This is a genomic window from Pseudomonas sp. R25(2017), from assembly GCF_002112565.1.
In the GTDB taxonomy this organism is placed as follows: domain Bacteria; phylum Pseudomonadota; class Gammaproteobacteria; order Pseudomonadales; family Pseudomonadaceae; genus Aquipseudomonas; species Aquipseudomonas ekonensis.
Genome location: NZ_NEHZ01000006.1, coordinates 26,996 through 51,416, shown reverse-complemented (window position 1 = coordinate 51,416; position 24,421 = coordinate 26,996). Strand labels below are relative to the sequence as shown.

Genomic DNA, 24,421 nt, shown 5'->3' with positions numbered 1-24,421 from the left:
GAGCCCCTCCACAAAGCGCCCGCGATAACCCGATACCGCCAAGGCCTCGCCGCAGGGCTTTCTAATGACGTGAAGACGGCTTGCCTGCCGCCCACCCTTTACGGAGCCCCCTCATCATGCTCGACCTGCCCGTTCCCGACCTGACCGGTTTCGATCCGTTTCATCCGCTGCCGCCGAACACCGATCAGCGCCGTTGCCTCCAGGCCACGGCACGCTGCAACGATTGCCGCCGGCAGTGGCTCGCGCTGATGGCGCAGTGTCCTGCGGCTCCTGAACCCGGCTGGTGGACCGCCCGCGCCCTCGGTACGCCGCTGTCGCGCCGGGATCACGCCTTGAGCCTGTATCGCCAGCATTTCGAGGGCGCCTGCGACCTGGCCCGTGCCGAGGGACTGATCGACACCGCGCAATGGCAGCAACTGCTGAAACGGTCGGATCCGACGGCCACCGATGATCACGCGGCATCAATCACGCAACCGCTGCTCACCGTCCGAGAAGGCGAAAGCCGGCGCCTGTTCGGCGTGATGACGATTGCGCTCCAGGCGGCGGATGCGCCGGCGCTGCTGTACTCGCCCGCCCGCTCGCCGGCGCTGAGACGCTTCGCAAACGGGCAGGCGCTGGAGCGTTGGCTGGTCGGGCAACATCCGGTGCCTGCGCAAACCACCGGGGTCGAGCTCATCGGGCTCGGACGCGATCCTCTGCGGCTCAGCCTCCTGCCGCTGCTGACCGGCGCATCGCCCGCTGCCGACCACCCGGATCGGGCCACGCTTGAGGCACTGTTCGCCGAAACGCCGGATCCGGTGGCGCAGGCGACCCCGGACGACACGCAAGCCTCCCCTTTCGGCCTGATGACGCCGGACATTCCCTGGGACATGTGTCGTCAGGCGCTGGCCCGGGAACAGGCCGCCCTCGATGCGCTGCTGGGCAGCGATCCGGAGGGCGCGCAGTACGGTGAGCGCCTCACAGCACTCAAGCGCCTGTCCGATGCCCTGGCGAGCGCAGGGCAAGCCAGCCATCAGGCCGCTTCGGCGTTGCTCGGCGCACCGCAGCGACTGGACATTCCACAATGGAACCAACCCTCGAACACGCATTACCGGGCCCTGCACCTGGCCCGGCTCGAGGGGCTGCGGACAGAAGCGCAACTGCAACGGCTGCTCGGCCACCTCGATGACGACGATGTCCACCGCCTCTCGTCCGTGCTCGAAACCGCTCCCGAGGACTGGCCTGCGCAGGTGACCGTCGCGCGCATCACCCTCGCCGCGCCGCAAGACGGCGTCCGACACGCGGCGGACCTTGAGGGCGTGCTGGTCATCGCGGCGCCCTCGGCCCTTGAGACCGGATCGCAAGAACCCCTGCTGCTTCACTGGCCCGGCCGCGACGGCGGCCTGCAGCGCTTCGGCTCGCGCCAGGCGATGGAGCGGAACCTGTTCAGGCAATCGGCCGACGATCCCGAGGCGACGCTGCACCTGACGCCGCTGAGCCGCGATCCGTTCACCTGGGCCTTGCAGGAGCAGCTCTATGCCTGCGAGCAGCAAGCCTTGAAGATCCTGCGCGACTGTCCACTGCCCGGCCGTGCCGCCGAACGGGCCCAGGCGTTGGCCAAGCTGCGCGAAGAGAGCCTGGCGAAACTGACGGTGGCGATGCCGGCCGCCCGCGAGCTGGCCCTCTCGCAGCGGCTGGAACAGGAGCGCAGCGCGGCGCTGGCCGAGAAGCTGCCGCCCTGGCTCGGTCACTTGACCCAGGCGCAACGCGTACGGTTCAGGGAACTGATCCACCAGTGGCTCGATGCCGCGCACCGTTGCCAGGCGCTTATCGACCGCGAACTGCCGCCCAGGGACGTGTTCTTCCAGACCCGGATCGACGCCCGCCTGCGCAAGGACTTTGCGCTCCGGCAGCGCTTTGCGGTCACGCTGGATCTGCCGGTCGCCACGGCCTACCAAAAAAGTACGGTGGCGGCCCCCGGGCCCGGCACCCCGCATGAACTGGTCCTGGTGGCCGGCCGGGAGCGCACGCGCCTGACGCTCGTCGAACTCGCCCGCCTCAACATCGACCAGGCCATGCAGCAGCGGCTGGCGTTCCTGAACGTCATCATCGACGCCGATGACGACCAGGACCGCCGCACCCTGGAGCGCGGCATCACGTCTGCCTACCTGCGCACGCTGGTGCCGGATCTCGACCTGCCCGGACACTATGAACGCCAGTTGGTCGCCACCTTCCTCGGCCCCTCAGAAGAACCTGCGTTCAGCAGCGCCTGGCGCCGCGAATGCCTGGGCGAACCCTGGAGGCTGATGCTGCGCCTGCAAGGCGAACGTGCCCTGCTGCAAGGCCGGATCGACCACATCGGCCGAAAGGTGCTGGAGATCGCCACCGACGCGTCGGATCCTGCGGCCTACGCCGTAGACGGCAAGCGCATCGAACTGCTGCCGGCGCACTTGACCGTGGGCGGCAAGGATACGCCGGCCCAGGGGCCGAGCACGCTGACCGGCGTGACCTTTATCGTCGAGCGCGTCAGCGGGCTGACGCTGCAATACTTGCCTGACGCCCCTGACGGCGACTGCCTGCGCCAGTTCGGCTCGCTGGAGGATGCCCGCCTGGACCTGTTCAACCGCTGCGTGCCCGGCACGATGGTCGACTACCTGGCCGGGCGTGCCTTGGCGGGCGAGCCTGCACGCCATGCCGGCCGGATCAAAGAGGCGGTGCGGCGCAACTTCGACGGTCTGATCGGTGTCGGGCCGAAGTGGCCGGCCACCACCTCAATGGCCGGCCACCTGATCCACGTGCACATGGGCCGCCTGCTCGAAGCCCATCGCTGCAGCGCCCGCTCCAACGATGCCCTCGCCGCGGAGCGCCATGCGCTGGCCGACGGCTCCGTGTTCAATTACCTGAAGATGGCCCTCGGCGTGGTGCCGTTCGTGGGGACGGCCATTGCGCTTCACGAGGCGTGGGGCAACGCCAACCGGGCAACGGCGGCCTTTCTGCAAGGCAATGTCCCGGAGGGCCTTGATGGGGTCGAATCCGTGCTGCTGTCATTGATCGATGCGGCCATGGATATCCTGCCGGCCGCTGCGGCCGCCCCCTCCGCCGCCCGGTCGGCCACGCGCCTGCGTCATCAGGCCCGCGCACCGCGCACAGCCCACCGCGCCAGGGGCCGAGGCCTGCCTGACCCGTTCAAGGGCTATGAGTACGAACACGACATCTCCCTGGCAGGCCTGCAGCCGCTCAACCACGGCGTCTACCGGAACGTGTACCGGCACGCCGACGGGGACTTCATCCTCCGCGCAGGCCGCCCGTACCGCGTCTTTTTGAGCGATGACGCCCGCCACTGGCGACTGTCCGGCACCCAGGCGCGGAGCTACAGAATGCCCGTCGCGCTGAACGAAAACGGCCACTGGGACACCCACTACGCGGTCCACGGCACCCTGATGGACGGCGGCGGCCTGGGCGGCGGCGCGGTTCTCGGGCACCTGGCCGACGGCCTCGATCCGCTGTGGCCGCAAGCGATCCGGCAATGGCTGCCGCGCTGGTGGACCGACCGGCACCTGCGCCGCCAACTGACCCTGACCCACACCGCCGACGCGCTCACCCGGCAGCTCAACAGCCAGACCCGCAGCACCAACGTCCAGCTGCAGCGCTTCTATGACAGCACGCCCGAGCAGCGCAAGACCCTGCGGCCGGCGCTGGAGAACGCCTTCATCCGCGACATCGAAACCGCCCGCGACAGCCACCAGACCCTGACCGAACTGCACCCCCTGAGCCATGGGCGAAAACGCGCGCACATCGAGGACACCCGAAGCCGCAACGCCTGGGTGGTGGTCGAACGCACCGTGCACCGGATCCGGTTCGCCCAGGACAGGCTGGTGGAGCACCTGGACAGCATCGACACGTTGTTCAGGCAGTCCGAAACCACGCCCGCCTCCGACACTCCCCGGCACCTGGCGCTGATGGATCGGCGTAAGGCCGTGCGCATGGCCTTTCTCAAGGAGTACGAACAGGCCCATGCCCTCACGGAGGAGCTCAACCGCTGGCAGGCCCGCATCACCAGCCGCGAGCACCGGGCCAGGACGGCCGCCGACGTGGCCACCGTCAACAAGAAGTTCAGCCGGGCCAACCATGACTACCTCAAGACCGCCCACCTGCTGGAGCTGATCACCCGCGCCGATGCCGTCGACGACCCCGCCTGGATGTACTTTCACGTGCAGTTGAAGCGGGCCCGCACCGAAGTCGGCCGCACCCTGTACGTCCAGCACAACCTGCCGCAGGTGCAGGCCAGCCAGGCGCAGCGCCGGCAAATCCTTGAAGCGGCCCTGACGGCGTACACCGAGTTCCGCCGCCGCCTCAACGCCTGGCGCTTGGGCTACCCGCAGCACCTGGATCTGGAGCACCTCTCGGCGTTTCTCGAACAACTGACGCAGATCGAGCACAGCACCCGCAACGCGCTGCGCAACGTGACGCCCGTCGTGCCGGCGGAACGGGCGCCGGGCAAGAGACTGTTCAGGGCCGAGGACGACCGGCTGCTCATCGGCAGCGAACTGACGGATCCCGATACCCGCAGCACCCGCTTCACCATCGAAGGGATCAATGGGCACAACGAAACCTGGATCCCGCAGGCCAACGGCAAGTACCGGCTGCACGAAACGCTTGCCCCGACGCAGCCGACGCACGAACCGCCGCTGCAACCGTTGCTGAACGAAGCCCGAAGGCGGCTCGATGCGTTGCCTGCCCATCAAGACAGGGTTCACGACTACGCCCGCCAGGACATGCTGCCGGCGGATCTTGAGGACATGCTGCTGCGCGAGGCGCAGGAGCTGACGATCCGCGCGCAGATCATCGAGCGGCGCTCACCCCACGAGCCGATGGTCCGGCGCCTCACCGACCAGGCCCGGCAACTCACCCTGGACGCCCGCTCGCTGCGCATCCGGCAATCGATGGGCAGCAAGACCCCGACCGAGGGTTACCTGGATTACCTGCTGGAGCAAAACGTGGCGGACCTCGTCAAGGAAGGCGGTCTGCGCGACCTGGGGAAACGCCCGGACGGCACCCGGGACTTCCTGCAGGAGTACGCCGTGCGCGACCTGATCCGCCAGCCTGCGCAGACCCTGTGGTATGTGCACATCCACTTTCCTTCGGCGAAAGCGACGTTGACCGGTTTCAGCAAGGCCCACCTGAAACTGCCGGAGCAACGCAACCTGGGCCTGCAATGGCAGCAGGCCCAGGCCAAAGGCGGCGGCAAGGTCGAACCGATCTGGCGCGGCGATCTCGGTCGAGCGACGGTGCTCAAGCACTTTGCCGCGTTGTGACCGTCGCGCTGTGCAGTCCCGGCATCAGGCCAGTTGACGGCGCAACTGCCGCGCCGCCGCCACCATGTTGACCAGCGCCGCTTCCGTCTCCGGCCAGGCGCGGGTCTTGAGGCCGCAGTCGGGGTTGACCCAAAGCCGTTCGGCCGGAATACGCTTCACCGCCTTGTGCATCAGCTTGACCATCTCGGCGGTTTCCGGCACCCGCGGCGAGTGGATGTCGTAGACGCCCGGGCCGATGTCGTTGGGGTAGTCGAACGCTTCGAAGGCCTCCAGCAGTTCCATGTCCGAGCGCGAGGTCTCGATGGTGATCACGTCGGCGTCCATGGCGGCGATCGCCTGGATCACGTCGTTGAACTCGCTGTAGCACATGTGGGTGTGGATCTGCGTCTCGTCGCGCACGCCGCCGGCGCACAGGCGGAACGCCTCCACCGCCCAGTCCAGGTAGTCCTGCCACTGGGCCCGGCGCAGCGGCAGGCCTTCACGGAATGCGGCCTCGTCGATCTGCACGATGCGGATGCCGGCCTTCTCCAGATCCGCCACTTCGTCACGCAGGGCCAGGGCCAATTGCTGCGCCTGCACCTTGCGCGGCACGTCTTCGCGGGGGAACGACCACATCAGCATGGTCACCGGACCGGTCAGCATGCCTTTCATGACCTTGTCGGTGAGGCTCTGGGCGTAGGTGATCCAGTCCACGGTCATGGCGTCGGGGCGGCTCAGGTCGCCGTAGATCACCGCCGGCTTCACGCAGCGCGAACCGTAGCTCTGCACCCAGCCGAAACGGGTGAACAGGTAGCCGTCCAGTTGCTCGGCGAAGTACTCGACCATGTCGTTGCGTTCGGCCTCGCCGTGCACCAGCACGTCCAGCCCCAGGCGCTCCTGGACCTGCACCGCGTGGCGGATTTCGCTGTGCATGGCATCGGTGTAGTCGTTGGCCGACAGCTTGCCTTGCCTGAAGGCCTGCCGGGCCAGGCGGATCGAACCGGTCTGCGGGAACGAGCCGATGGTGGTGGTGGGAAACGCCGGCAATTGCAGGTGCGCCTGTTGCGCAGCGATGCGTTGGGCAAACGGCGAACGGCGCTGGCTGTCCTTGGCGCCGATCGCCTTGATCCGGGCCTGCACCTGCGGCTTGTGGATGCGCGGCGACTGCGCACGGCTTTGCGCCACCGCGCGGCTGTCGGCCAGGGCGGCCTGCACGCCGGCCGCCTGCGGATCGTTCAGCGCATCGCGCAGCACGGCGATCTCGCTGCACTTCTGCACGGCGAACGCCAGCCAGCGCTTGAGCTCAGGGTCGAGTTCGTCTTCCCGTCCGACATCCACCGGGCTGTGCAACAACGAGCAGGAACTGCTGACCCACAAGTTGTCGCCGAAACGCTCCTGGGCCGTCTGCAACTGCGCCAGCGCCTGTTCCAGCTCGCAGCGCCACACGTTGCGGCCGTTGACCAGGCCCACGGACAGGATCTTGTAGGTGGGCAGACGGTCCAGCACCTGGCCCAACTGCTCCGGCGCCCGCACCGCATCGATGTGCAGCCCCTGCACCGGCAGGCTCACGGCCAGGCCGAGGTTGTCCTCAAGCCCGCTGAAGTAGGTGGCCAGCAGCTTTTTCAGCGGCGAGTACTGAAGAATGTTGTAGGCGCGTTCGAAGGCGTTCTTCCACGCTTGCGGCAGGTCGAGGGTCAGGATCGGCTCGTCGATCTGCACCCACTCCACGCCTTGGGCGGCGAGGCGGCCGAGGATCTCGCCGTACACCGGCAACAGGCGCTCCAGCAGATCCAGCTTGTCGAAGCCCTCGCCCTTGGCCTTGCCCAGCCACAGGTAGGTCAACGGGCCGATGATCACCGGCTTGACGTTGTGGCCCAGCGCCCGGGCCTCGTCGACTTCTTCGAACAGCTGTTCCCAGCTGAGCCTGAACGCCTGGTCAGCGGTGAATTCCGGGACGAGATAGTGGTAGTTGGTGTCGAACCACTTGGTCAGCTCCTGGGCATACTGCGTCTGGCCGTGCCCGCCGCCGCAGCAGCTGGCGGAAGCGCCGCGGGCCATGGCGAACAGGGTGTCGAGGGTCGGCAGGCCGCGGGCGTCCAGCGCACCGGCGAAACGCTCGGGGATCGCGCCGAAGGTCAGCGAGTGGGTCAGCACCTGGTCGTACCAGGCGAAGTCGCCCACCGGCAGCAGGTCGATGCCGGCGTCCTTCTGCAATTGCCAGTGGGCGGCGCGCAGGCTGCGCCCGACCCGTTCCAGGCTCGCCCGGTCGAGATCGCCTTTCCAGTAGGCCTCCAGGGCCTTTTTCAGTTCGCGGTCGGCGCCGATGCGCGGGAAACCAAGGATGTGGGCCACGGCCATGTCGAAGTTGCTCCATCGGTAAAAGATGGCGCCATTGTCGACAGCCCGGGCAACATGAGACAAACTCAACCTTTTCGTGTTGATTACAAATTTTACTCATGGAGCCTGCGGTGCTTGAAATCCGTCACCTGAAAACCCTGCACGCCCTGCGCGAAGCCGACAGCCTGGTCGATGCCGCCGACCGCCTGCACCTGACCCAATCGGCGCTGTCCCACCAGTTCAAGGAGCTGGAGGAACGCATGGGCATGCCGCTGTTCGTGCGCAAGACCAAACCGGTGCGCTTCACCAGCGCCGGCCTGCGCCTGCTGCAACTGGCCGACGCCACCCTGCCGCTGCTGCGCGCCGCCGAGCGCGACATCGGCCGCCTGGCCGGCGGCACCGCCGGGCGCCTGCACATGGCCATCGAATGCCACAGTTGCTTTCAATGGCTGATGCCGACCATCGACCAGTTCCGCGACGCCTGGCCGGAAGTGGAGCTCGACCTGGCCTCGGGGTTCTCCTTCGCGCCGCTGCCGGCCCTGGCCCGCGGCGACCTGGATCTGGTGGTCACCTCCGACCCGCTGGAAATCGCCGGGCTCACCTACGTGCCGCTGTTCACCTACGAAGCCATGCTCGCGGTGGCCAACCAGCATCCGCTGGCCGGCAAACCGTACATCGTCCCCGAAGACCTGCGCAGCGAAACCCTGATCACCTATCCGGTGGAGCGTGACCGGCTGGACATCTTCACCCGCTTCCTGGAACCGGCCGACATCGAGCCGGCGCAGGTGCGCACCTCTGAACTGACGGTGATGATGATGCAACTGGTGGCCAGCGGCCGGGGGGTGTGCGGCATGCCGCACTGGGCGCTGCACGAGTACAGCTCGCGGGGTTACGTGAAGGCCAAGCGGCTGGGGGAGAAAGGCCTGTTCGCCACCCTCTACGCGGCGATCCGCGCCGACATGCTGGATGCGCCGTACATGCGCGACTTCCTGCTGACGGCCAAGGACACCTCGTTCTCGACCCTGGACGGCGTCAGCGCCGTGCGCTGAAGGCTCTGCGGGCGGACTTGGCCCTGCCCTGCGGCGCCCTCACTGACGCCATCGCCAGCAGGCTGGCTCCCACAGGTTCCGGGTCGTTCGCAGAGGCTGGGTTGAGCCCAAGGGGCTTCAGAGTTCGCGCCACAGGTGGAGCTTGTCGAAGTAGTCCTCGCCCACCCGCACAGCCATGGGTTCCTGGCCGAACTGGATGAAGCCGCAGCGCCGGTAGAGGTTCAGCGCCGCGTCGTTGCCGGCGGTGACCGTCAGTTGGATGAGTTTCAGTTCCGGGCGGCTCTGCGCTTCGGCCAGGGCGGCCTGCAGCAACCCGTGGCCCGTGCCCCGGCGGCAATACGGCGCCGACACGTACAGGCCGAACAGCGTGACCTTGTGCCGGGCCTTTTCCCGGGACTCGAACGCCAGCCCGACGATGCCGGCCAGCCTGCCGGCCTCGAACGCGCCGAGCACCACATCGAACTTGCCGCTGAGCCGCGACTCCCACCAGCTCAGAGGCATCGCCGCCCGTTCGCGCACGCTGGAGGTGAAGGCCTGCGGGTGGCAGTCGTAGGCTTCAAGCATCAGTTCCCGGTAGGCCAGGGCGTGACTGGCATCGAGCCGCTCGATCCACATGCTCACGCCGTCCTGCGCTGCTCAAGCATCAGGCGCAGCGCCAGCCCGCCGAGCACGAACCCCATGAAGTAACGCTGGGCCGCCAGCCAGGTCGGGTTGTGGGCGAACCACGAGGCGATGCCCGCCGCCGACAGCGCGATCATCAGGTTGACGCTGAAACTGACGCTGATCTGGGTCAGGCCCAGCACGATGCTCTGGCTGAACACCGAGCCGTGCTCCGGGGTGATGAACTGCGGAAACACCGAGAGGTAGAACACCGCGATCTTCGGGTTCAGGGCGCTGGTGAGAAAACCCATCGTGATCAGCCTGCGCGGGGAGTCGGCCGGCAGCGCCTGCACTTCGAACGGCGAACGGGCGCCGGGCTTGACCGCCTGCCAGGCCAGCCACAGCAGGTACAGCGCACCGGCCCACTTCAGCGCCTCATAGGCCATCGGCACCGCGAGGAACACCGCCGTGAGGCCGGCCGCCGCCGCGAACAGGTGCACGAAGAACCCCGCCACCACGCCCAGCAACGACGTCACCCCGGCCCGGCGCCCCTGACAGATCGAACGGGAAATCAGGTAGATCATGTTCGGCCCCGGCGTCAGCACCATCAGCAGCGCGGCGGCGGCGAAAATCAGCAGATCGTGCAACGGGATCATGGCGGGCTCCTTGCGTGGGCGGTCAGACGGTCAGCGAGGCCCGATAGAACGGCAGGATCAGGTCCCGTGTCAATGGCGCCAGCGCCAGCCCGCCGTCAGTCTGCGGATCGATCCAGCTCACCTCTTCGATCTCCGCCGCCGGGGACACCTGGGCGGCGATGTCCAGCCGGAAGATGTCCGCCTGCACGGTGAACCCCGGCTCATTGGCGGCAGGGGCGTCGAACCGGCCCAGAAAGCCGGCCTGCGCCGGATCGATGACCAGGCCCAGCTCTTCTTCCAGCTCGCGGGCCAGGGCCTGCACCGGCAACTCATGGGGCTCGATCTTGCCGCCGGGCTGCATGAACGCGATGGTGCCGCGCTTGCGCACCAGCAAGGTACGGCCGTCGGGGCCGATCAGCAGGGCGGCGGCGATGCGGATGATGCGGGACGGGACAGCAGAAGCAGAAGTCATGGGTCAGCCGGGGCCTTGGCGAAAACCGCAAGGATCCCATGCCGGCGGAACGTCGTCATCCACCCTGGGCCTCCAGCGCGGCCCCGGTTTCCTCCGGCACCTTGACGAACACCTTGTACTGCCCGCCCTCCATGGCCTCGAAAGCGATCAGCTTGTCCACCAGCGGCCCGCTCAGCACCTTGCCGGCGTTGAGCAGCAGCATGCCGTTGTCGGCATTGAGGTTGCGCGCCAGCACCATGCCCGCCGCCAGTTCGCGGGTGCTCAGCACCTTGACCGCCGGATCCGCCAGCACGACGTCGTTCATCACCTGCGCGCAGACCAGGATGAAGTCCTCGATCAGCCCCGGGTCGTACAGCCGCCCCGCGTACTGACGCAGGTACAGCAGCGCCTCGTCGCTGTTCATCTGCCGTTCGAGGATCAGGCCCCGTTGCAGCTCGACGAAGTCCACCGCCAGCTTCAGCAGGCGCGAGCCGAACGGGATCGCCTCGCCCCGGAGCCGGTCGGGAAAGCCGCCGCCGTCCCAGTGTTCCTGGTGATGCAGGATCAGGCGGGCGGCATCCTTCATCGGGTCGAGGGCCATCAGCACCGATTCGCTCTGCTTGGGGTAGGCCCGGTAACGTTCGCGCTCGACATGGTGCAGCAGGTCCGAGGGGGTCACCATCATGCTGTCCGTCCAGCTCAGCTTGCCGACGTTGTAGAGCGCCGCGGCCATGGTCAGGTCGCGGCTTGCGGCCTCGTCCAGGCCGAAGTGCCGGCAGCAGGCGCGCATCAGCTCGATGATCTGCCGGTTGGTCTGCTTGGCGGGCGGCAGGCGCAGGTTGGCCAGCAGCGAAAACACTTCCGTGCCGGTCACATAGCTGCGCTTGAGTTCCTCGTAGGCCAGGTCGAGCATGTCGGCGGTCTGCTGCAGTTCGGCGGTGCGGGCGGCGACACGCTTCTCAAGGTTGCCGTTGAGCGTCTTGAGCTTCTCGTTCTGCAGCCGGATCAACTGCTCCAGGCGCTGGCGCTCGCGCTCCAGGTGCTGATGCTCGAGGGCCTGGCGCAGGGTCAGGAGCATCTCTTCGTCGTTCCAGGGCTTGCTGATGTAGCGGTGGATCCGGCCTTCGTTGATGGCCTTGATGATCGCCGAAGGGTCGGCGTAGCCGGTCAGCATGATCCGCACCGTCGACGGATGGGCCTCGTGGATGCGGGCCAGCAGCGTGGCGCCGTCCATGTTGGGCATGCGCGCATCGCTCATCACCAGGTCCACCGGCTGCTGCGCCAGGATCTCCAGCGCCCGGGCGCCGCTGTCGGCCAGCAGCACATCGTAGGGCTGGCCGCGCAGCAGGCGGCGCAGGCTGTTGAGGATCGGTTCCTCGTCATCCACCAGCAGCACCTGGGGACGGTTCGCGGGCGTGGGGACGGTTTGCTCTTCCATGGCTGGGCCTCGAACGCAACGGCTGTCGTGGGGGGCATGCCCAGACCGCGTCGCTTGTCCATGCCTGCCCCAAAGGCTAGATGATTTTCTCCAAGGCGGCGCAAATGATCGCCCGACGGCGTCCGGGCGAATTCGCGCGGGGCAACTATGCTTGGTTCATTGATCCGCGACCGGCCCCTGCGCCGCTCTGAGACGAGGGAATAAGGATGATCCCGACAACGGCCGTGCATTCATCGGGCCTTGCGGCATGAACCGGCCGCCTGCGCAGGTCAACCGCCGCGTGCTCATCGTCGACGATACGCCGTCGATCCACGACGATTTCGCGAAGATCCTCGGCGTTCCCCCAGCCGATGACGAAGGTCTGGAGCAGGCCGAGAACCTGCTGTTCGGCACGCCTGCCCCCAGCTCTGCCCCCCGTTTCGAGCTGGATTTCGCCTTCCAGGGTCGCGAAGCCCTGGACAGGGTCGAGGCCGCGCAGGCCGGCGCCGTGCCTTATGCCGTGGCCTTCATCGACATGCGCATGCCGCCGGGCTGGGACGGCCTGGAAACCATCGAACGGCTCTGGCAGGCCGATCCCAGGCTGCAAGTGGCGCTGTGCACCGCCTACTCCGACTACTCCTGGGAAGACCTGGACCGGCGCCTGGATCTGGGCGACCGTCTGCTGATCCTGAAAAAACCCTTCGACGCGATCGAGATCCGCCAGATGGCCAGCGCCCTGACGGTCAAATGGCAAATGACCGAAGACGCCGCGCTGAAGCTCAACCAACTGGAGCAAGCGGTGCAGGCACGCACCCGGGAGCTGTCCGACGCCAACATCATCGTGCAGAACAGCCCGACCGTACTCTACCGGCTGCGCGGCGAGCCGTCGTTCCCGTTGATGTACATCTCCCACAACATCACCCGCTACGGCCACGCCGCGGCCGACCTGGTGGAGGGCGGCGAGTGGATCGAGAAACTGATCCACCCTGACGACCGGGCCAAGGTCGATGCCGCCATGGCGCGGGTGCTGGACCGGGACGCCTCGGGCGCGTCCATCGAGTTCCGCCTGCGCACCGGGCAAGGCGACTGGCGCTGGGTGGAAAACCGCTACATCCCGGTGCGCGACGCGGCCGGGCGCCTGCTGGAAGTCGAAGGGATCATCCTCGACATCACCGAACGCCGCCAGGCCGAGGAAAAGATGGCCCTGCTGGCCCGCACGGACGGGCTCACCGGCCTGGCCAACCGGGCCACGCTGATCGAGCGCCTGCACCAGGCCTTCGCCGCCGCCCGCCGCGGCGCGATGCCGTTCGCCGTGTTCTACCTGGACCTGGATCACTTCAAGCGGATCAATGACACCCTGGGCCATCCGGTCGGCGACCTGCTGCTGCAGGAAGTCGCGCAACGCATCAAGGCTTCGGTGCGGGAGAACGACGTCATCGCCCGCCTGGGCGGGGACGAGTTCGCGATCCTGCAGCTGGAGGTCAGCGACCCCACCCAGGCCGCCGCCCTCGCCGCCAAGATCCGCGACGTCCTGCTGTTGCCCTATGACCTGGCCGGCAATGTCCTGCGCATTTCGGTCAGCATCGGCGTGTGCCTCTACAGCGCCGCCAGCACCCACGCCGACAACCTGCTGGGGCAGGCCGACATGGCGCTGTACCGCGCCAAGGAAACCGGCCGCAACCAGTTCCACTTCCATTCCGAGGAGATCAACCAGGAAGTGGCCGAGCGGCTGGCCATCGCCAACGAGCTGCAGACCGCCATCCACAAAGGCGAACTGGAGCTGCACTACACGCCGGAAACGGACCTTTCCACCGGCAAGGTCCTCGGCATGCAGGCCCAGGTCCGCTGGCACCATCCCCAGCGCGGCCTGCTGCCGGCGTCGGCCTTTCTGCCGGCGGCGGAAAAGACCGGCGCGATCATCGCCCTCGGGCGCTGGATGCTGGACCACGCCTGCTGGCAGATGCACCGCTGGCGCGACGAAGGCACCGCACCGCCGGTGATGGCGATCAAGCTGTCCCTGGCCCAGCTCAAGAGCGGCCCGGACCTGATCTACGAGGTGCTGCGCACCACCGCCCGCTGGGAGCTGTGCCCGTGGGACCTGCGCTTCGACGTGACCGAAGCGACGCTGGCCCAGACCAAATGGACCCACAACGACGTGCTGCCGCGCCTGCGGGAATTGGGGGTGCGGATCGCCATCGACGATTTCGGCACCGAATACTCGTCGTTCGAGTACCTCAAGACCTATCAGGTCAACCACCTCAAGCTCGCCCAGGCATTCATCGACAACGCCGCCCGGGATCCGGCCGGCGCCATGGCGTTGCGGGCGATCGTCAATTTCGCCCGCGACCTGGGCATCGGCATCATCGCCGAAGGCCTCGGCGAGCCCGGGCCGCAGCGGCTCGCCGCGCTGCCCGTGGAGGTCTCGTCCGGCGTGCCGGCGGTGCCGTCGAGCCTGGAACAGATCTCGCGCCTGCTCAGAGAGGCCGACCTGCTGCCGCCGGGGCCCGCCACGGAGGATGAGTGATGAAGACGCTTGTCGCCCAGACCAACCGGCGCATTCTCATCGTCGATGACACACCGGCCATCCATCAGGACTTTCGCAAGATCCTCGCCCCGGACGACACCTTCGAGCCCAGCCTGGACCAACTGGAGCACACGCTGTTCGGCACCCGGCAGCCCCCCCACGTCACCTTCGAGCTCGATTCCGCCTACCAGGGCCAGGAAGCGCTGAAACTGGTGCAGCAGGCGCTGGTCGACGGCCGCCCCTATGCGCTTGCCTTCATCGACATGCGCATGCCGCCGGGCTGGGACGGCCTGGAGACCGTCGAACGGCTCTGGCAGGCCGACCCCAACCTGCAGATCGCCCTGTGCACCGCCTATTCGGACTACAGCTGGGAAGCCATGACCGAACGGCTGGAGTTCGGCGATCGCCTGCTGGTGCTGAAGAAGCCCTTCGACGCCCTGGAGATCCGCCAGATGGCCAACGCCCTGACCTGGAAATGGCAACTGGCCCAGGACGCGGCGATGAAGCTGCAGAGCCTGGAGAAGACCGTCGAGGCCCGGGTTCATGAACTGCTCAAGGTTTCGCACCTGCTGCAGTACGATGTGCTCACCCAGTTGCCCAACAGCACGCTGCTGGGGGATCGCCTGAGCCAGGCCCTGGCCCGCGCGCGCCGCCACGACCGGCAACTGGCCGTGCTGTTCCTGGGGCTCGACCGGTTCAAGCGGATCAACAATGCCCTGGGCCATCCGGTCGGCGACGAAATGCTCAAGCGCACGGGCCGCCAACTGGTGGCCAGCGTGCGCGAATCCGACTCGGTGTTCCGCTACGGCTCCGACGAATTCGTGGTCATCCTCAGCGACATCAACCATCCCCAGCAGACCCGCGGCATCGCCGAAAAGCTGCTGGCCGCCATCCGCAGCCCGCACACCCTGGCCGGACACGACCTGACCGTCACCGCCTGCCTGGGCATCAGCATCTACCCGGACGACGGCGGCGAAGCGATCGAACTGATCAAGAAGGCCGAGACGGCCATGCGCAACGTCAAGGACAACGGCCCGGACAGCATCGGCTTCTTCATCGAGGCCATGAACCAGAGTGCCCGCGAACGGCAAAGCATCGAGTCGGGCATCCGCCAGGCCCTGGCGCGGCAGGAATTCGAGCTGCACTACCAGCCCAAGGTCGAACTGGACAGCGGCAAGGTCATCGGCGCCGAAGCGCTGATCCGTTGGTACCGGCCGGGGCATGGCTGGGTCTTTCCCTCCGACTTCATTCCCGTGGCCGAAGACAGCGGCCTGATCGTGCCGCTGACCCGCTGGGTGCTGACCCAGGCTTGCCTTCAGGCCCAGGCCTGGCGGCAGGCGGGGCTGCCGGACGTGCGCATGTCGGTCAACGTGTCGGCCATCGACTTTCGCCAGGGCGACTTCGTCGAGACCGTCGAACAGGTGCTGCAGGCCAGCGCCCTGCCGGCCTCGCTGCTGGAGCTGGAAATCACCGAAGGGGTGATGATGCAGAGCGTCGAGGCCACCATGACCGCCCTCGACCGGATCAAGGCGTTGGGCGTGCGGCTGGCCATCGACGACTTCGGCACCGGCTATTCCAGTCTGAGTTACTTGCACCGCTTCCCGGTCGACGTGCTGAAGATCGATCAGTCGTTCACCCGCACCCTCGACAGCGAAGGCGGCGATGACGCCCTGGTCGGCGCGATCATCAGCCTGGGCAAGAGCCTGCGCCTGAACGTGATCGCCGAAGGGGTCGAGACGCAGCGGCAACTGGACGTCCTCAAGGCCCACGGCTGCGAGGAAGGCCAGGGGTATCACTTCAGCAAAGCCGTGCCGGCGGACGACTTCGCCCGGCTGCTGGCCGCCGGTCCCTTGGGCGGCAGGGCAAAGCCATGAGCCGCCGGCGGACGCTTCCCCTTCTGCTGGCCGCCCTGCTGTGCGGGCTGTGTGCAGGCGCCGGCGCGGAGCCGCTGGACGAACCGCTCAAGCCCCTGCCGGACGCGCCGCCGCTGGATCCGGCGCGGGTGGAGCTGGGCCGCAGGCTGTTCAACGATCCGCGGCTGTCGGCCAACGACACGCTGTCATGCGCCAGTTGCCATCACCTGGACAAGGGCGGCGCCGACGTCCGGGCCCTCTCCATCGGGTTCGACGGCAAGCCGGTCAGCGTCAATACGCCGAGCGTGCTCAACGCCAGCCTCAACTTCCGCCAGTTCTGGGACGGCCGGGCCAAGACGCTGGAGGAACAGGTCCACGGCGTGGTCTCCAGTCCTGTCGAAATGGGCAGCGACTGGGACACCGTCGTGCGCAAGATCGGCGCGGATCCCGACTACCGCCGGGCCTTTGCCGCCGCCTACCCGGATGCGGTGACCCCGGCCAACATCCAGGGCGCCCTGGCCGACTACGAGCGCACACTGTTGAGCCCGCGCTCGCGCTTTGACCGCTACCTCTCGGGGGACACGGACATCCTGACCCTGGAAGAGAAGTACGGCTACCAGCGCTTCAAGGACTACGGCTGCATCGCCTGCCATCAGGGGGTGAACATCGGCGGCAACATGTACCAGAAGTTCGGCGTGTTCGGCGATTACGTGGCCGACCGCGGCAACCCGACCGAGGCGGACCTGGGGCGTTTCAACGTCACCGGCGACGAAAGCGACCGCGCCGTGTTCAAGGTGCCGAGCCTGCGCAACGTCGCGCTGACCGCACCGTACTTTCACGACGGTTCGGCGGCCACGCTCGAACAGGCCGTCGATGTGATGTTCCGCTATCAGCTGGGGCGCCAGCCCAGCGGCGAGGACAAGGATCTGATCATCCGCTTCCTCAAGACCCTGAGCGGACAATGGGAGGGCCAGCCATGACCGACATTTCGCGCCGCACCAGCCTGCTGCTGCTGGCCGTCATGGCGCTGGTGCTGGCGTCGATCCTGATCTTTCTGTACCTGAAGTCGAGCTCCGAGAAGACGGCGGCCTACACCGAGTCCCGGGACCTGATCCGTCAGATCAAGCAGCAGGACGCCCAATGGGAAACCGAGGTGCTCAAGGCGCGGGTGGCGATTGCCCACAACTACGACCCGCTGGTGGCGCCGATGAACGAGATGAACCGCCTCTGGGAGCGCTTCGACAGCATGGAGTCGGGCCATGGCCGCAACGACTCCGGGCTGTGGAACGATGCCCACGAGGGCTTCCTCGGGGCGATGCAGGAAAAGACCCGGCTGGTGGAGCGGTTCAAGTCGCACAATGCCCTGTTGCGCAATTCCCTGGCGTTTCTGCCCACCGCCGACGACGACATCCAGGCGCAACTGGCCAACGTGCCCCAAACCGACCCGTCGCGCCTGCTCAACATCGCCAGCGACACCTACGACCTGCTGCTCAGCAGCCTGGAGTTCGCCCAGGTCGCCTCCGACGACAAGGCCGTCGACATCCAGCTGGGGCTGAACAAGCTGGCGGTGAATGCGCAGCGGCTGCCGCAAGCGTTCCAGGATCCGATCCGGATCCTGAGCAACCATGTGGCGCTGATCCTGCGCGAGCAGCCGATCGTCAACAGCCTGCTGCAAGACATCGAAGCGGTGCCGGTGGCCGAACGGCTGGACACCATCACCGGCCTGCTCGACAGCGACCAGCAACGGGTCGAGCGGATCGATCAGCGCTACCACTTCTACCTGCTGGTGTTTTCCGGCCTGCTGGTCTTGACCCTGGTGTGGCTGACCATCCGCCTGATCCGCAGCTTCAGCGAGATCAACCGGGTCAACAAGGCCCTGCAGACCGCCAACGAAGAACTGGAGCGCCGGGTCGAGGAACGCACCCGCGAGCTCAAGGGCGCCCAGAGCGAACTGGTCGACGCCGCACGCCATGCGGGCATGGCCGAGATCGCCACCAACGTGCTGCACAACGTCGGCAACGTCCTCAACAGCGTGAACATCTCCTCCGACCTGATCTCGCGCAGGCTGCGCAGCAGCAAGGCCCAAGGCCTGGGCAAGGCGATGCAACTGATCAACGCCCACCCCGAGGATCTGGGCGAGTTCCTGACCCGGGACGAAAAGGGCAAGCTGCTGCCCGGCTACCTCAACCAGTTGGCGGAGGCCATCGCCCGGGAACAGCAGGAGATGGCCGACGAACTGACGCAGATGAGCAAGAGCGTCGATCACATCAAGGACATCGTCGCCACCCAGCAATCCTACGCCGGGGCCAACAGCCTGACCGAACCGCTGTACATCGACCGGTTGCTCGACGACGCCCTGCGCATGAACGCCGGCGCGCTGAACCGGCACCACGTCACGGTGGTCAAGGCCTATGCCGACGTGCCGCAGATCATGGGCGACAGGCACCGCCTGCTGCTGATCCTGATCAACCTGATCAGCAACGCCAAGTACGCCATGGCCGACCTGAGCAACCGCCCGCGGCAGATCACCTTGGGGGTGGAGATCGTCGACGACAGCGTTGTGCAGATCAGCGTCAAGGACGACGGCGAAGGCATCGCACCGGAGAACATGACCCGGATCTTCGCCCACGGCTTCACCACCCGAAAGGACGGCCACGGCTTCGGCCTGCACAGCTGCGCCCTGGCGGCGATCGAAATGAACGGCCATCTCACCGCCCACAGCGACGGACCGGGCCAGGGCGCGCTGTTCACCCTGCAGATCCCGTTGGTGCGGGTCACGGAGGACGCATGAGCGAACAGTCCAACCGGCGCATCCTGCTGATCGACGACACCCCGTCGATCCACGACGACTTTCGCAAGATCCTCACCCCGGCAAGGGCCGGCTCGGCGCAGCTGGACGAAATGGAAGCGGCGCTGTTCGGCAGCGAGATCAAGGCTGCCCGGCCGGCCTTCGAGCTGGATTCGGCCTACGGCGGCCAGGAAGGCCTGGGCAAGCTCATTCAGGCCCTGCAGGAACATCGTCCCTACGCCGTGGCCTTCGTCGACATGCGCATGCCCGACGGCTGGGACGGGGCGAAGACCATCGAGCACCTGTGGCAGGAGGATCCGAAACTGCAGGTGGTGGTGTGCACCGCCTACTCCGACTACTCGTGGGACGAACTGCTGGACCGCCTCCAGGCCCATGACCGCCTGCTGATCCTGAAAAAGCCGTTCGACAACATCGAAGTGCAACAGATGGCCAACACCCTGCTGACCAAATGGGAGATGACCGAACGGGCATCGATCCAGATGCATCACCTGGAACACCTGGTGGACGAAGGCACCGCCCAGTTCCGCCAGGCCAGCGAGGCCCTGCAGCGGGAGATCGACGAGCGCCGGCAGTTGGAGGGGCAGTTGGTGCAGTCGGAAAAACTGGCCTCGCTGGGGCAGCTGGCGGCAGGGGTCGCCCACGAGATCAACAACCCGATCGGGTTCATTTCCTCCAACCTCGGCACTCTGGACGGCTACATCAAGCAGTTGCTGGAGATGCTCGACGCCTACGCCGCCGCCAGCCGGACGCTGGACACCGGCGCTGCGGCACAGCTTGAGCAACTGCGCGCACGGCTGGAGCTGGACTATCTGCTGGAGGACATTCCCCAGCTGATCGGCGAATCCAAGGAAGGCATCGGTCGGGTCGGCCGGATCGTCAAGGACCTGAAGGACTTTTCCCGGGTCGACACCAACCAGGAATGGCAGTGGGCCAACCTTCAGCAGGGCATCGAATCGACCCTGAACATCGTCGCCAACGAACTCAAGTACAAGGCCGACGTGGTCAAGGAGTACCAGCCGTTGCCGGACATCGAATGCCTGCCGTCGCAGATCAACCAGGTGATCATGAACCTGATCGTCAACGCGGCGCAGGCCATGGGCCCGGAACGCGGCACCATCACCTTGCGCACCGGGCAACGGGCGGACACGGCCTGGGTCGAGGTCGCCGACACCGGTTCCGGGATCGCGCCCGACACCCTGCAGAAGATCTTCGACCCGTTCTTCACCACCAAACCGGTGGGCCAGGGCACCGGGCTGGGGCTGTCCCTGTCCTATGGCATCGTGAAAAAACACGGCGGGGAGATCTCGGTGCGCAGCGAACTGGGCGCCGGCACCACCTTCCGCGTGGAGCTGCCGCTGCGCCAGAACCGGCCGGCTGCCTGAGGACAGACCGGCATTCCCACAAAACACATTCCGGACCGGACGGGCATGGCCAGCGCGACTTTCGTCGCAATGCCATGGCCGACCGAATCCCGTTCAATGGCCGCCCGATGCCCGACGGTTGCTCCACAAACGAAATCGCCCGTAAGCTGCCAATCGCCGTCGAAACCGTGCAAGCCCATAAAAAAGCTGTTCTTCAGGCGCACAACGCCTGAAAACCCTCGGCATGCAGCAACGCTCCGTGACCTGGAGATGTCTTTGCGGCGAGGGAGCTCGCTCCGTCACCGCAAGAACCTGCCTGCCGCAGACCGATACCGAGTCCGAACCCAAGGAAACCGTATGAGCCTGTCCCTCCTGAGCCGCTACGCCTTCTTTGCCGCCTGCGTGATCTTCACGCTCGCCAGCCTGCCGTTCCTCGACCATGACTGGCTGTGGCCCTTCACCGCCGTCACCGGCGTACTGAGCCTGCTGGGCCTGTTCGACCTGATGCAGAGCCCCCACGCGGTGCGCCGCAACTACCCGATCCTGGGCAACATCCGCTACCTGGTCGAAGGCATCCGCCCGGAGATCCGCCAATACCTGCTGGAGTCCGACAGCGATGCCCTGCCCTTCTCCCGGGCCCAGCGCTCGCTGGTGTATTCCCGGGCCAAGAACGAGACCGCCGACAAGCCCTTCGGCACCCTGATCGACGTGTACCAATCCGGCTTCGAGTTCATCGGCCATTCGATGCGCCCCGCGCCGCTGAGCGACCCGAACACGTTCCGCGTCACCGTCGGCGGCCCGCAGTGCACCCAGCCGTACTCGGCGTCAGTGTTCAACATCTCGGCCATGAGCTTCGGCTCCCTCAGCGCCAACGCCATCCGCGCCCTGAACCAGGGCGCCAAGCTGGGCAACTTCGCCCACGACACCGGCGAAGGCAGCATCAGCCCCTACCACCGCGAACACGGCGGCGACCTGACCTGGGAGCTGGGCAGCGGCTACTTCGGCTGCCGCACCGCCGACGGCCGCTTCGACCCGGAGCGCTTCGCCGCCCAGGCGCAGAACCCGCAGGTGCGGATGATCGAAATCAAGATGAGCCAAGGCGCCAAGCCCGGCCACGGCGGCATCCTGCCCAAGCACAAGGTGACCCGGGAGATCGCCGACACCCGCGGCATCTCCATGGGCGAGGACTGCATCTCGCCGTCGCGCCACAGCGCCTTCTCCACGCCGCTGGAGATGATGCAGTTCATCAAGCGGTTGCGTGAGCTGTCCGGCGGCAAACCAGTGGGCTTCAAGTTCTGCCTCGGCCATCCGTGGGAGTTCATGGGCATCGCCAAGGCCATGCTGGAGACCGGCATCCTGCCGGACTTCATCGTGGTGGACGGCAAGGAAGGCGGCACCGGCGCGGCCCCCGTGGAATTCACCGACCACATCGGCGTGCCGATGCGCGAAGGCCTGCTGTTCGTCCACAACACCCTGGTGGGCCTGAACCTGCGGGACAAGATCAAGCTCGGCGCCAGCGGCAAGATCGTCAGCGCCTTCGACATCGCCAGCGTGCTGGCCATCGGCGCCGACTGGGCCAACTCGGCGCGCGGCTTCATGTTCGCCATCGGCTGCATCCAGTCGCAGAGCTGCCACACCAACAAATGCCCGACCGGCGTCGCCACCCAGGACGCCCTGCGCCAACGCGCCCTGGTGGTGCCGGACAAGGCCCAGCGGGTCTACAACTTCCACCGCAACACGCTCAAGGCCCTGGCCGAAATGCTCGCCGCCGCCGGGCTGGAGCACCCTTCGCAACTGTCGGCCAAGCACCTGGTGCGGCGCATGTCGGCCACCGAGATCAAGCTGTTCTCGCAGTTGCATGTGTTCCTCAAACCGGGGGAACTGCTCACCGGGGAGGTGAACGGTGAGTTCTACTCGCGGATGTGGCAGATGGCGCGGGCGGACAGCTTCGAGCCGCAGGACGCGGCCGTCGCCTGAACCCGGCGCCGGTCCGCCCGACGGGCCGGCGCATCAGCCATCGCTTGGGCGGAACAGCACGAACCGGAAGAAGCCGTAGCCCAGCAACAGGTTCAGCAGCGTGAACGCGACCGCCGTCACCAGCCCCGGCAGATCCCGCTCATCGGCGACCAGGCCGACGCCGTAACTGACCCCGCCCATCACGGCGATGAACAGCAGATAGGCCGTCAGCGACGTATTGAGCTCGAAGGTGTACAGCACGTTCATGTAGAACGAGAACGAGGCGGCCACGCCGTAGGCCGCCACGTTGCCCTGGGCTTGGGAAAGCTGGATCGCCGTGAGCAACACAAAGAACACCTGCCAATGAATCAGCGTGGCCACCGCGCCGATCGCCACCTGAGTGAGGATTCCCTTCCAGAACATGTTCATGCCGCCTCTCCCGATGTCGGGCCAACGCTAGGGCATGCGCAACGCTCGGTCTACTGACAGAAATTACAGGTCGGAGCCCGCTCACCATTGCAGCGAACGGCCGTGGGGCGGCTCCTTCATGACGATGAAACCGTAGTCGCCGATCAGGTAGATCCGGTAGTACAGGCTGTCCACCAGCGGCGGATAGCCCATTTGGCCGACATGGGTGGCATTGCGCCGCTCGCGTTCGGCGATCACGTTGGTGATGCCCGCCGAGGGCAGGTTCTCGGCGAGCATGTAGAAGTCGACGTTGAGCAGGTAACGCAGCACCGGCAACGTGCGGAACGAACCGCCGGCGGCGGCCAGCCAGCGGTCGGACCAGGTCACCGACAGGTAGATCCGCTTGGCTTCGCGCAGCGCCGGGCGGGAGGCGATGTCCTGGCTGAGGCTGTGCAGGGCGCTGTCGGCGAAGGTCTTCTGCATCGTCAGCACCCGGCCGTAGGCGAACGACAGCGAGAGCGACGCCGACAGCGCAACCGCCAGCAGCAGCGGCAGCCGCCGGTGCAGCGGCGCCAGCCCCAGGTACGCCAGATAGGCCAGCAATGTCAGCAGCGCGCCGAACCCCATCAGGGTACGCGCGCCCTCGTTGAAGTCGCGGAACACCAGGGTCATGCCCGGCACCATCAGCACCGCCAGCGGCAACGTCAGCAGGCAAGCCGCACCCACCAGCGAGTACTTCCAGGCAGGTTCCTGCCGCTGCGCCAGGCGCTGCCCCACACGGACCGCGCCGAGCAGCGCACACAGCGCCAACGCAACGGACACCCCGAGGTATCCGCCGTTGAACAGCAGCGCGACCTTCTCCGCCACCCGTCCGAGGTTGATGCCGACCTGCGACAGAGGGCTGGCGCCCCCGTTCAGCATTTCAGTGCGTGAGGCATCCGTGAACGGCAAGACCGTGACGCCGTAGATCAGCACCGCGAGCAGCAACTGCGCGAGCTTGCCGCCGATCAAGCATCCGATGTCTCGCCAGGGCAAGCGAGCCTGCACGGCGCGGATCAGCTCCACGGCGCACAGGCCGAGAAACACGTTGACGCTGATCTGGTACAGCCCGAACGCCAGCGCCAACAATGCCGCCGGCGCCAGCCAGCGCCGTATCCGGGAACCGCTGCGGTAGGTGATCGCCCAGATCACCGCCGCCAGGCTCAGCGCCGTGGCCGGCCCGTCGTACTGGTAGGACAGGTTCTGCAGCAGGAACGGGTTGTACCAGAGCGGCAACGGCACCAGGCAAGCGGCCAGGCAAGGTTGCGGGAAAAGGTGGAAGGTCAGCCGGGTCAGGGCCGCCGCCATCGCCAGCGTGGCCAGCAGCAACGGCAGCGGGAAGATGTTCGGCGCAGCGTCGCTGAACGTCAGGGCCTTGTACAGCCAGTCGACGAACAGCCGCCCTTGCCCGGCCCAGGCATTGCCGGCGGCCAGCGCCCGCCAGTTGTCGTCGATGTAGGGGTAGTCCGCGAGGATCAGCGGCAGGACATAGAGAAAGGCCGCGAACACAAAGAACCGCATGACCTGATGGCGGCTCAGCTCGCGGTCGACAAGATCGGTCATCCTCATAACCTGCGCCTCCCATCGCTGGCGGAATCGACAGCGATAGAGTTTGGAGCATGGCCCGGCACCGGAAGTCGCTGCGCACTCCCCTTTCAGACCGACGGTCGCACCGCTGCCCTCGCCAGCGCCTTGCCCAAACGCAAAAG

Annotated in this window: 15 protein-coding genes and 1 pseudogene; 9 read left to right on the top strand and 7 right to left on the bottom strand. The window is 66.8% G+C overall.

What is annotated here, in order from left to right; genetic code table 11:
- The first annotated feature begins 116 nt into the window (after positions 1 to 116).
- Complete coding sequence (locus tag CAG31_RS09310; protein ID WP_085580175.1) at positions 117 to 5,294, top strand: dermonecrotic toxin domain-containing protein; 5,178 nt, start codon at positions 117 to 119, stop codon at positions 5,292 to 5,294.
- Between the two features lie 24 nt (positions 5,295 to 5,318).
- Here the strand turns inward: CAG31_RS09310 and metE are convergent, their stop codons facing one another.
- On the bottom strand, positions 5,319 to 7,631 hold the full coding sequence (gene metE / locus CAG31_RS09305; protein ID WP_085580173.1) for a 5-methyltetrahydropteroyltriglutamate--homocysteine S-methyltransferase: 2,313 nt from the start codon (positions 7,629 to 7,631) through the stop codon (positions 5,319 to 5,321).
- 110 nt (positions 7,632 to 7,741) lie between these two features.
- Here metE and metR point away from each other — a divergent pair, with 110 nt between their 5' ends.
- Entirely contained in the window at positions 7,742 to 8,659 is a 918-nt protein-coding gene (gene metR / locus CAG31_RS09300; protein WP_085580171.1) for a transcriptional regulator MetR, read from the top strand.
- A gap of 117 nt (positions 8,660 to 8,776) precedes the next feature.
- On the opposite strand, the gene CAG31_RS09295 is transcribed toward metR, so the two are convergent.
- Genes CAG31_RS09295 through CAG31_RS09280 form a run of 4 tightly spaced genes read right to left on the bottom strand, consistent with a single transcriptional unit; the run spans position 8,777 to position 11,783 of the window.
- The gene (locus CAG31_RS09295) at positions 8,777 to 9,274 is read right to left on the bottom strand and encodes a GNAT family N-acetyltransferase (RefSeq protein WP_085580169.1); all 498 of its coding nucleotides are present in this window, start codon (positions 9,272 to 9,274) and stop codon (positions 8,777 to 8,779) included.
- Positions 9,275 to 9,276: 2 nt separating this feature from the next.
- The gene (locus CAG31_RS09290) at positions 9,277 to 9,915 is read right to left on the bottom strand and encodes a LysE family translocator (RefSeq protein WP_085580167.1); all 639 of its coding nucleotides are present in this window, start codon (positions 9,913 to 9,915) and stop codon (positions 9,277 to 9,279) included.
- 22 nt (positions 9,916 to 9,937) lie between these two features.
- The gene (locus CAG31_RS09285) at positions 9,938 to 10,366 is read right to left on the bottom strand and encodes an NUDIX domain-containing protein (RefSeq protein ID WP_085580165.1); all 429 of its coding nucleotides are present in this window, start codon (positions 10,364 to 10,366) and stop codon (positions 9,938 to 9,940) included.
- A gap of 55 nt (positions 10,367 to 10,421) precedes the next feature.
- Positions 10,422 to 11,783 (bottom strand): HD domain-containing phosphohydrolase, encoded by a 1,362-nt coding sequence (locus CAG31_RS09280; protein WP_085580163.1) that lies wholly within the window; start codon positions 11,781 to 11,783, stop codon positions 10,422 to 10,424.
- A 247-nt stretch (positions 11,784 to 12,030) separates the two neighbouring features.
- On the opposite strand from CAG31_RS09280, the gene CAG31_RS09275 reads away from it, so the two are divergent.
- The 7 genes and pseudogenes from CAG31_RS09275 (at position 12,031) to CAG31_RS09250 (ending at position 22,286) form a co-directional block, all read left to right on the top strand.
- Positions 12,031 to 14,286, top strand: coding sequence for an EAL domain-containing protein (locus CAG31_RS09275; protein ID WP_085580161.1), 2,256 nt, complete (start codon positions 12,031 to 12,033; stop codon positions 14,284 to 14,286).
- Positions 14,286 to 16,160 carry a bifunctional diguanylate cyclase/phosphodiesterase gene (locus CAG31_RS09270; protein ID WP_085580159.1) on the top strand — a complete coding sequence of 625 codons (1,875 nt, stop codon included), beginning with the start codon at positions 14,286 to 14,288 and terminating at the stop codon, positions 16,158 to 16,160. Before CAG31_RS09275 ends, CAG31_RS09270 begins: the two co-directional genes overlap by 1 nt.
- Positions 16,157 to 17,119 carry a cytochrome-c peroxidase gene (locus CAG31_RS09265; RefSeq protein WP_085580157.1) on the top strand — a complete coding sequence of 321 codons (963 nt, stop codon included), beginning with the start codon at positions 16,157 to 16,159 and terminating at the stop codon, positions 17,117 to 17,119. The genes CAG31_RS09270 and CAG31_RS09265 overlap by 4 nt, the downstream gene beginning before the upstream one ends.
- Positions 17,116 to 18,930, top strand: coding sequence for a DAHL domain-containing protein (locus tag CAG31_RS09260; RefSeq protein ID WP_085580155.1), 1,815 nt, complete (start codon positions 17,116 to 17,118; stop codon positions 18,928 to 18,930). The genes CAG31_RS09265 and CAG31_RS09260 overlap by 4 nt, the downstream gene beginning before the upstream one ends.
- A complete protein-coding gene (locus CAG31_RS09255) occupies positions 18,927 to 20,330 on the top strand; it encodes an ATP-binding protein (protein WP_085580153.1) in 1,404 nt (467 codons plus the stop codon). The genes CAG31_RS09260 and CAG31_RS09255 overlap by 4 nt, the downstream gene beginning before the upstream one ends.
- 98 nt (positions 20,331 to 20,428) lie before the next feature.
- Positions 20,429 to 20,515 (top strand): annotated as a pseudogene (locus CAG31_RS28670) (helix-turn-helix transcriptional regulator); the annotation flags it as partial.
- Between the two features lie 151 nt (positions 20,516 to 20,666).
- Positions 20,667 to 22,286, top strand: coding sequence for an FMN-binding glutamate synthase family protein (locus CAG31_RS09250; protein WP_085580152.1), 1,620 nt, complete (start codon positions 20,667 to 20,669; stop codon positions 22,284 to 22,286).
- A 33-nt stretch (positions 22,287 to 22,319) separates the two neighbouring features.
- Here the strand turns inward: CAG31_RS09250 and CAG31_RS09245 are convergent, their stop codons facing one another.
- Positions 22,320 to 22,694, bottom strand: coding sequence for a GtrA family protein (locus CAG31_RS09245; RefSeq protein ID WP_085580149.1), 375 nt, complete (start codon positions 22,692 to 22,694; stop codon positions 22,320 to 22,322).
- Positions 22,695 to 22,775: 81 nt separating this feature from the next.
- Complete coding sequence (locus CAG31_RS09240) at positions 22,776 to 24,281, bottom strand: glucosyltransferase domain-containing protein (protein ID WP_085580147.1); 1,506 nt, start codon at positions 24,279 to 24,281, stop codon at positions 22,776 to 22,778.
- Positions 24,282 to 24,421: the final 140 nt, after the last annotated feature.

Coding starts and splice junctions, on each gene's coding strand:
- CAG31_RS09310 (WP_085580175.1), top strand. CDS start 117: ATGCTCGACCTGCCCGTTCCCGACCTGACCGGTTTCGATCCGTTTCAT.
- metE (WP_085580173.1), bottom strand. CDS start 7,631: ATGGCCGTGGCCCACATCCTTGGTTTCCCGCGCATCGGCGCCGACCGC.
- CAG31_RS09295 (WP_085580169.1), bottom strand. CDS start 9,274: ATGTGGATCGAGCGGCTCGATGCCAGTCACGCCCTGGCCTACCGGGAA.
- CAG31_RS09290 (WP_085580167.1), bottom strand. CDS start 9,915: ATGATCCCGTTGCACGATCTGCTGATTTTCGCCGCCGCCGCGCTGCTG.
- CAG31_RS09285 (WP_085580165.1), bottom strand. CDS start 10,366: ATGACTTCTGCTTCTGCTGTCCCGTCCCGCATCATCCGCATCGCCGCC.
- CAG31_RS09280 (WP_085580163.1), bottom strand. CDS start 11,783: ATGGAAGAGCAAACCGTCCCCACGCCCGCGAACCGTCCCCAGGTGCTG.
- CAG31_RS09275 (WP_085580161.1), top strand. CDS start 12,031: ATGAACCGGCCGCCTGCGCAGGTCAACCGCCGCGTGCTCATCGTCGAC.
- CAG31_RS09270 (WP_085580159.1), top strand. CDS start 14,286: ATGAAGACGCTTGTCGCCCAGACCAACCGGCGCATTCTCATCGTCGAT.
- CAG31_RS09265 (WP_085580157.1), top strand. CDS start 16,157: ATGAGCCGCCGGCGGACGCTTCCCCTTCTGCTGGCCGCCCTGCTGTGC.
- CAG31_RS09260 (WP_085580155.1), top strand. CDS start 17,116: ATGACCGACATTTCGCGCCGCACCAGCCTGCTGCTGCTGGCCGTCATG.
- CAG31_RS09255 (WP_085580153.1), top strand. CDS start 18,927: ATGAGCGAACAGTCCAACCGGCGCATCCTGCTGATCGACGACACCCCG.
- CAG31_RS09250 (WP_085580152.1), top strand. CDS start 20,667: ATGAGCCTGTCCCTCCTGAGCCGCTACGCCTTCTTTGCCGCCTGCGTG.
- CAG31_RS09245 (WP_085580149.1), bottom strand. CDS start 22,694: ATGAACATGTTCTGGAAGGGAATCCTCACTCAGGTGGCGATCGGCGCG.
- CAG31_RS09240 (WP_085580147.1), bottom strand. CDS start 24,281: ATGAGGATGACCGATCTTGTCGACCGCGAGCTGAGCCGCCATCAGGTC.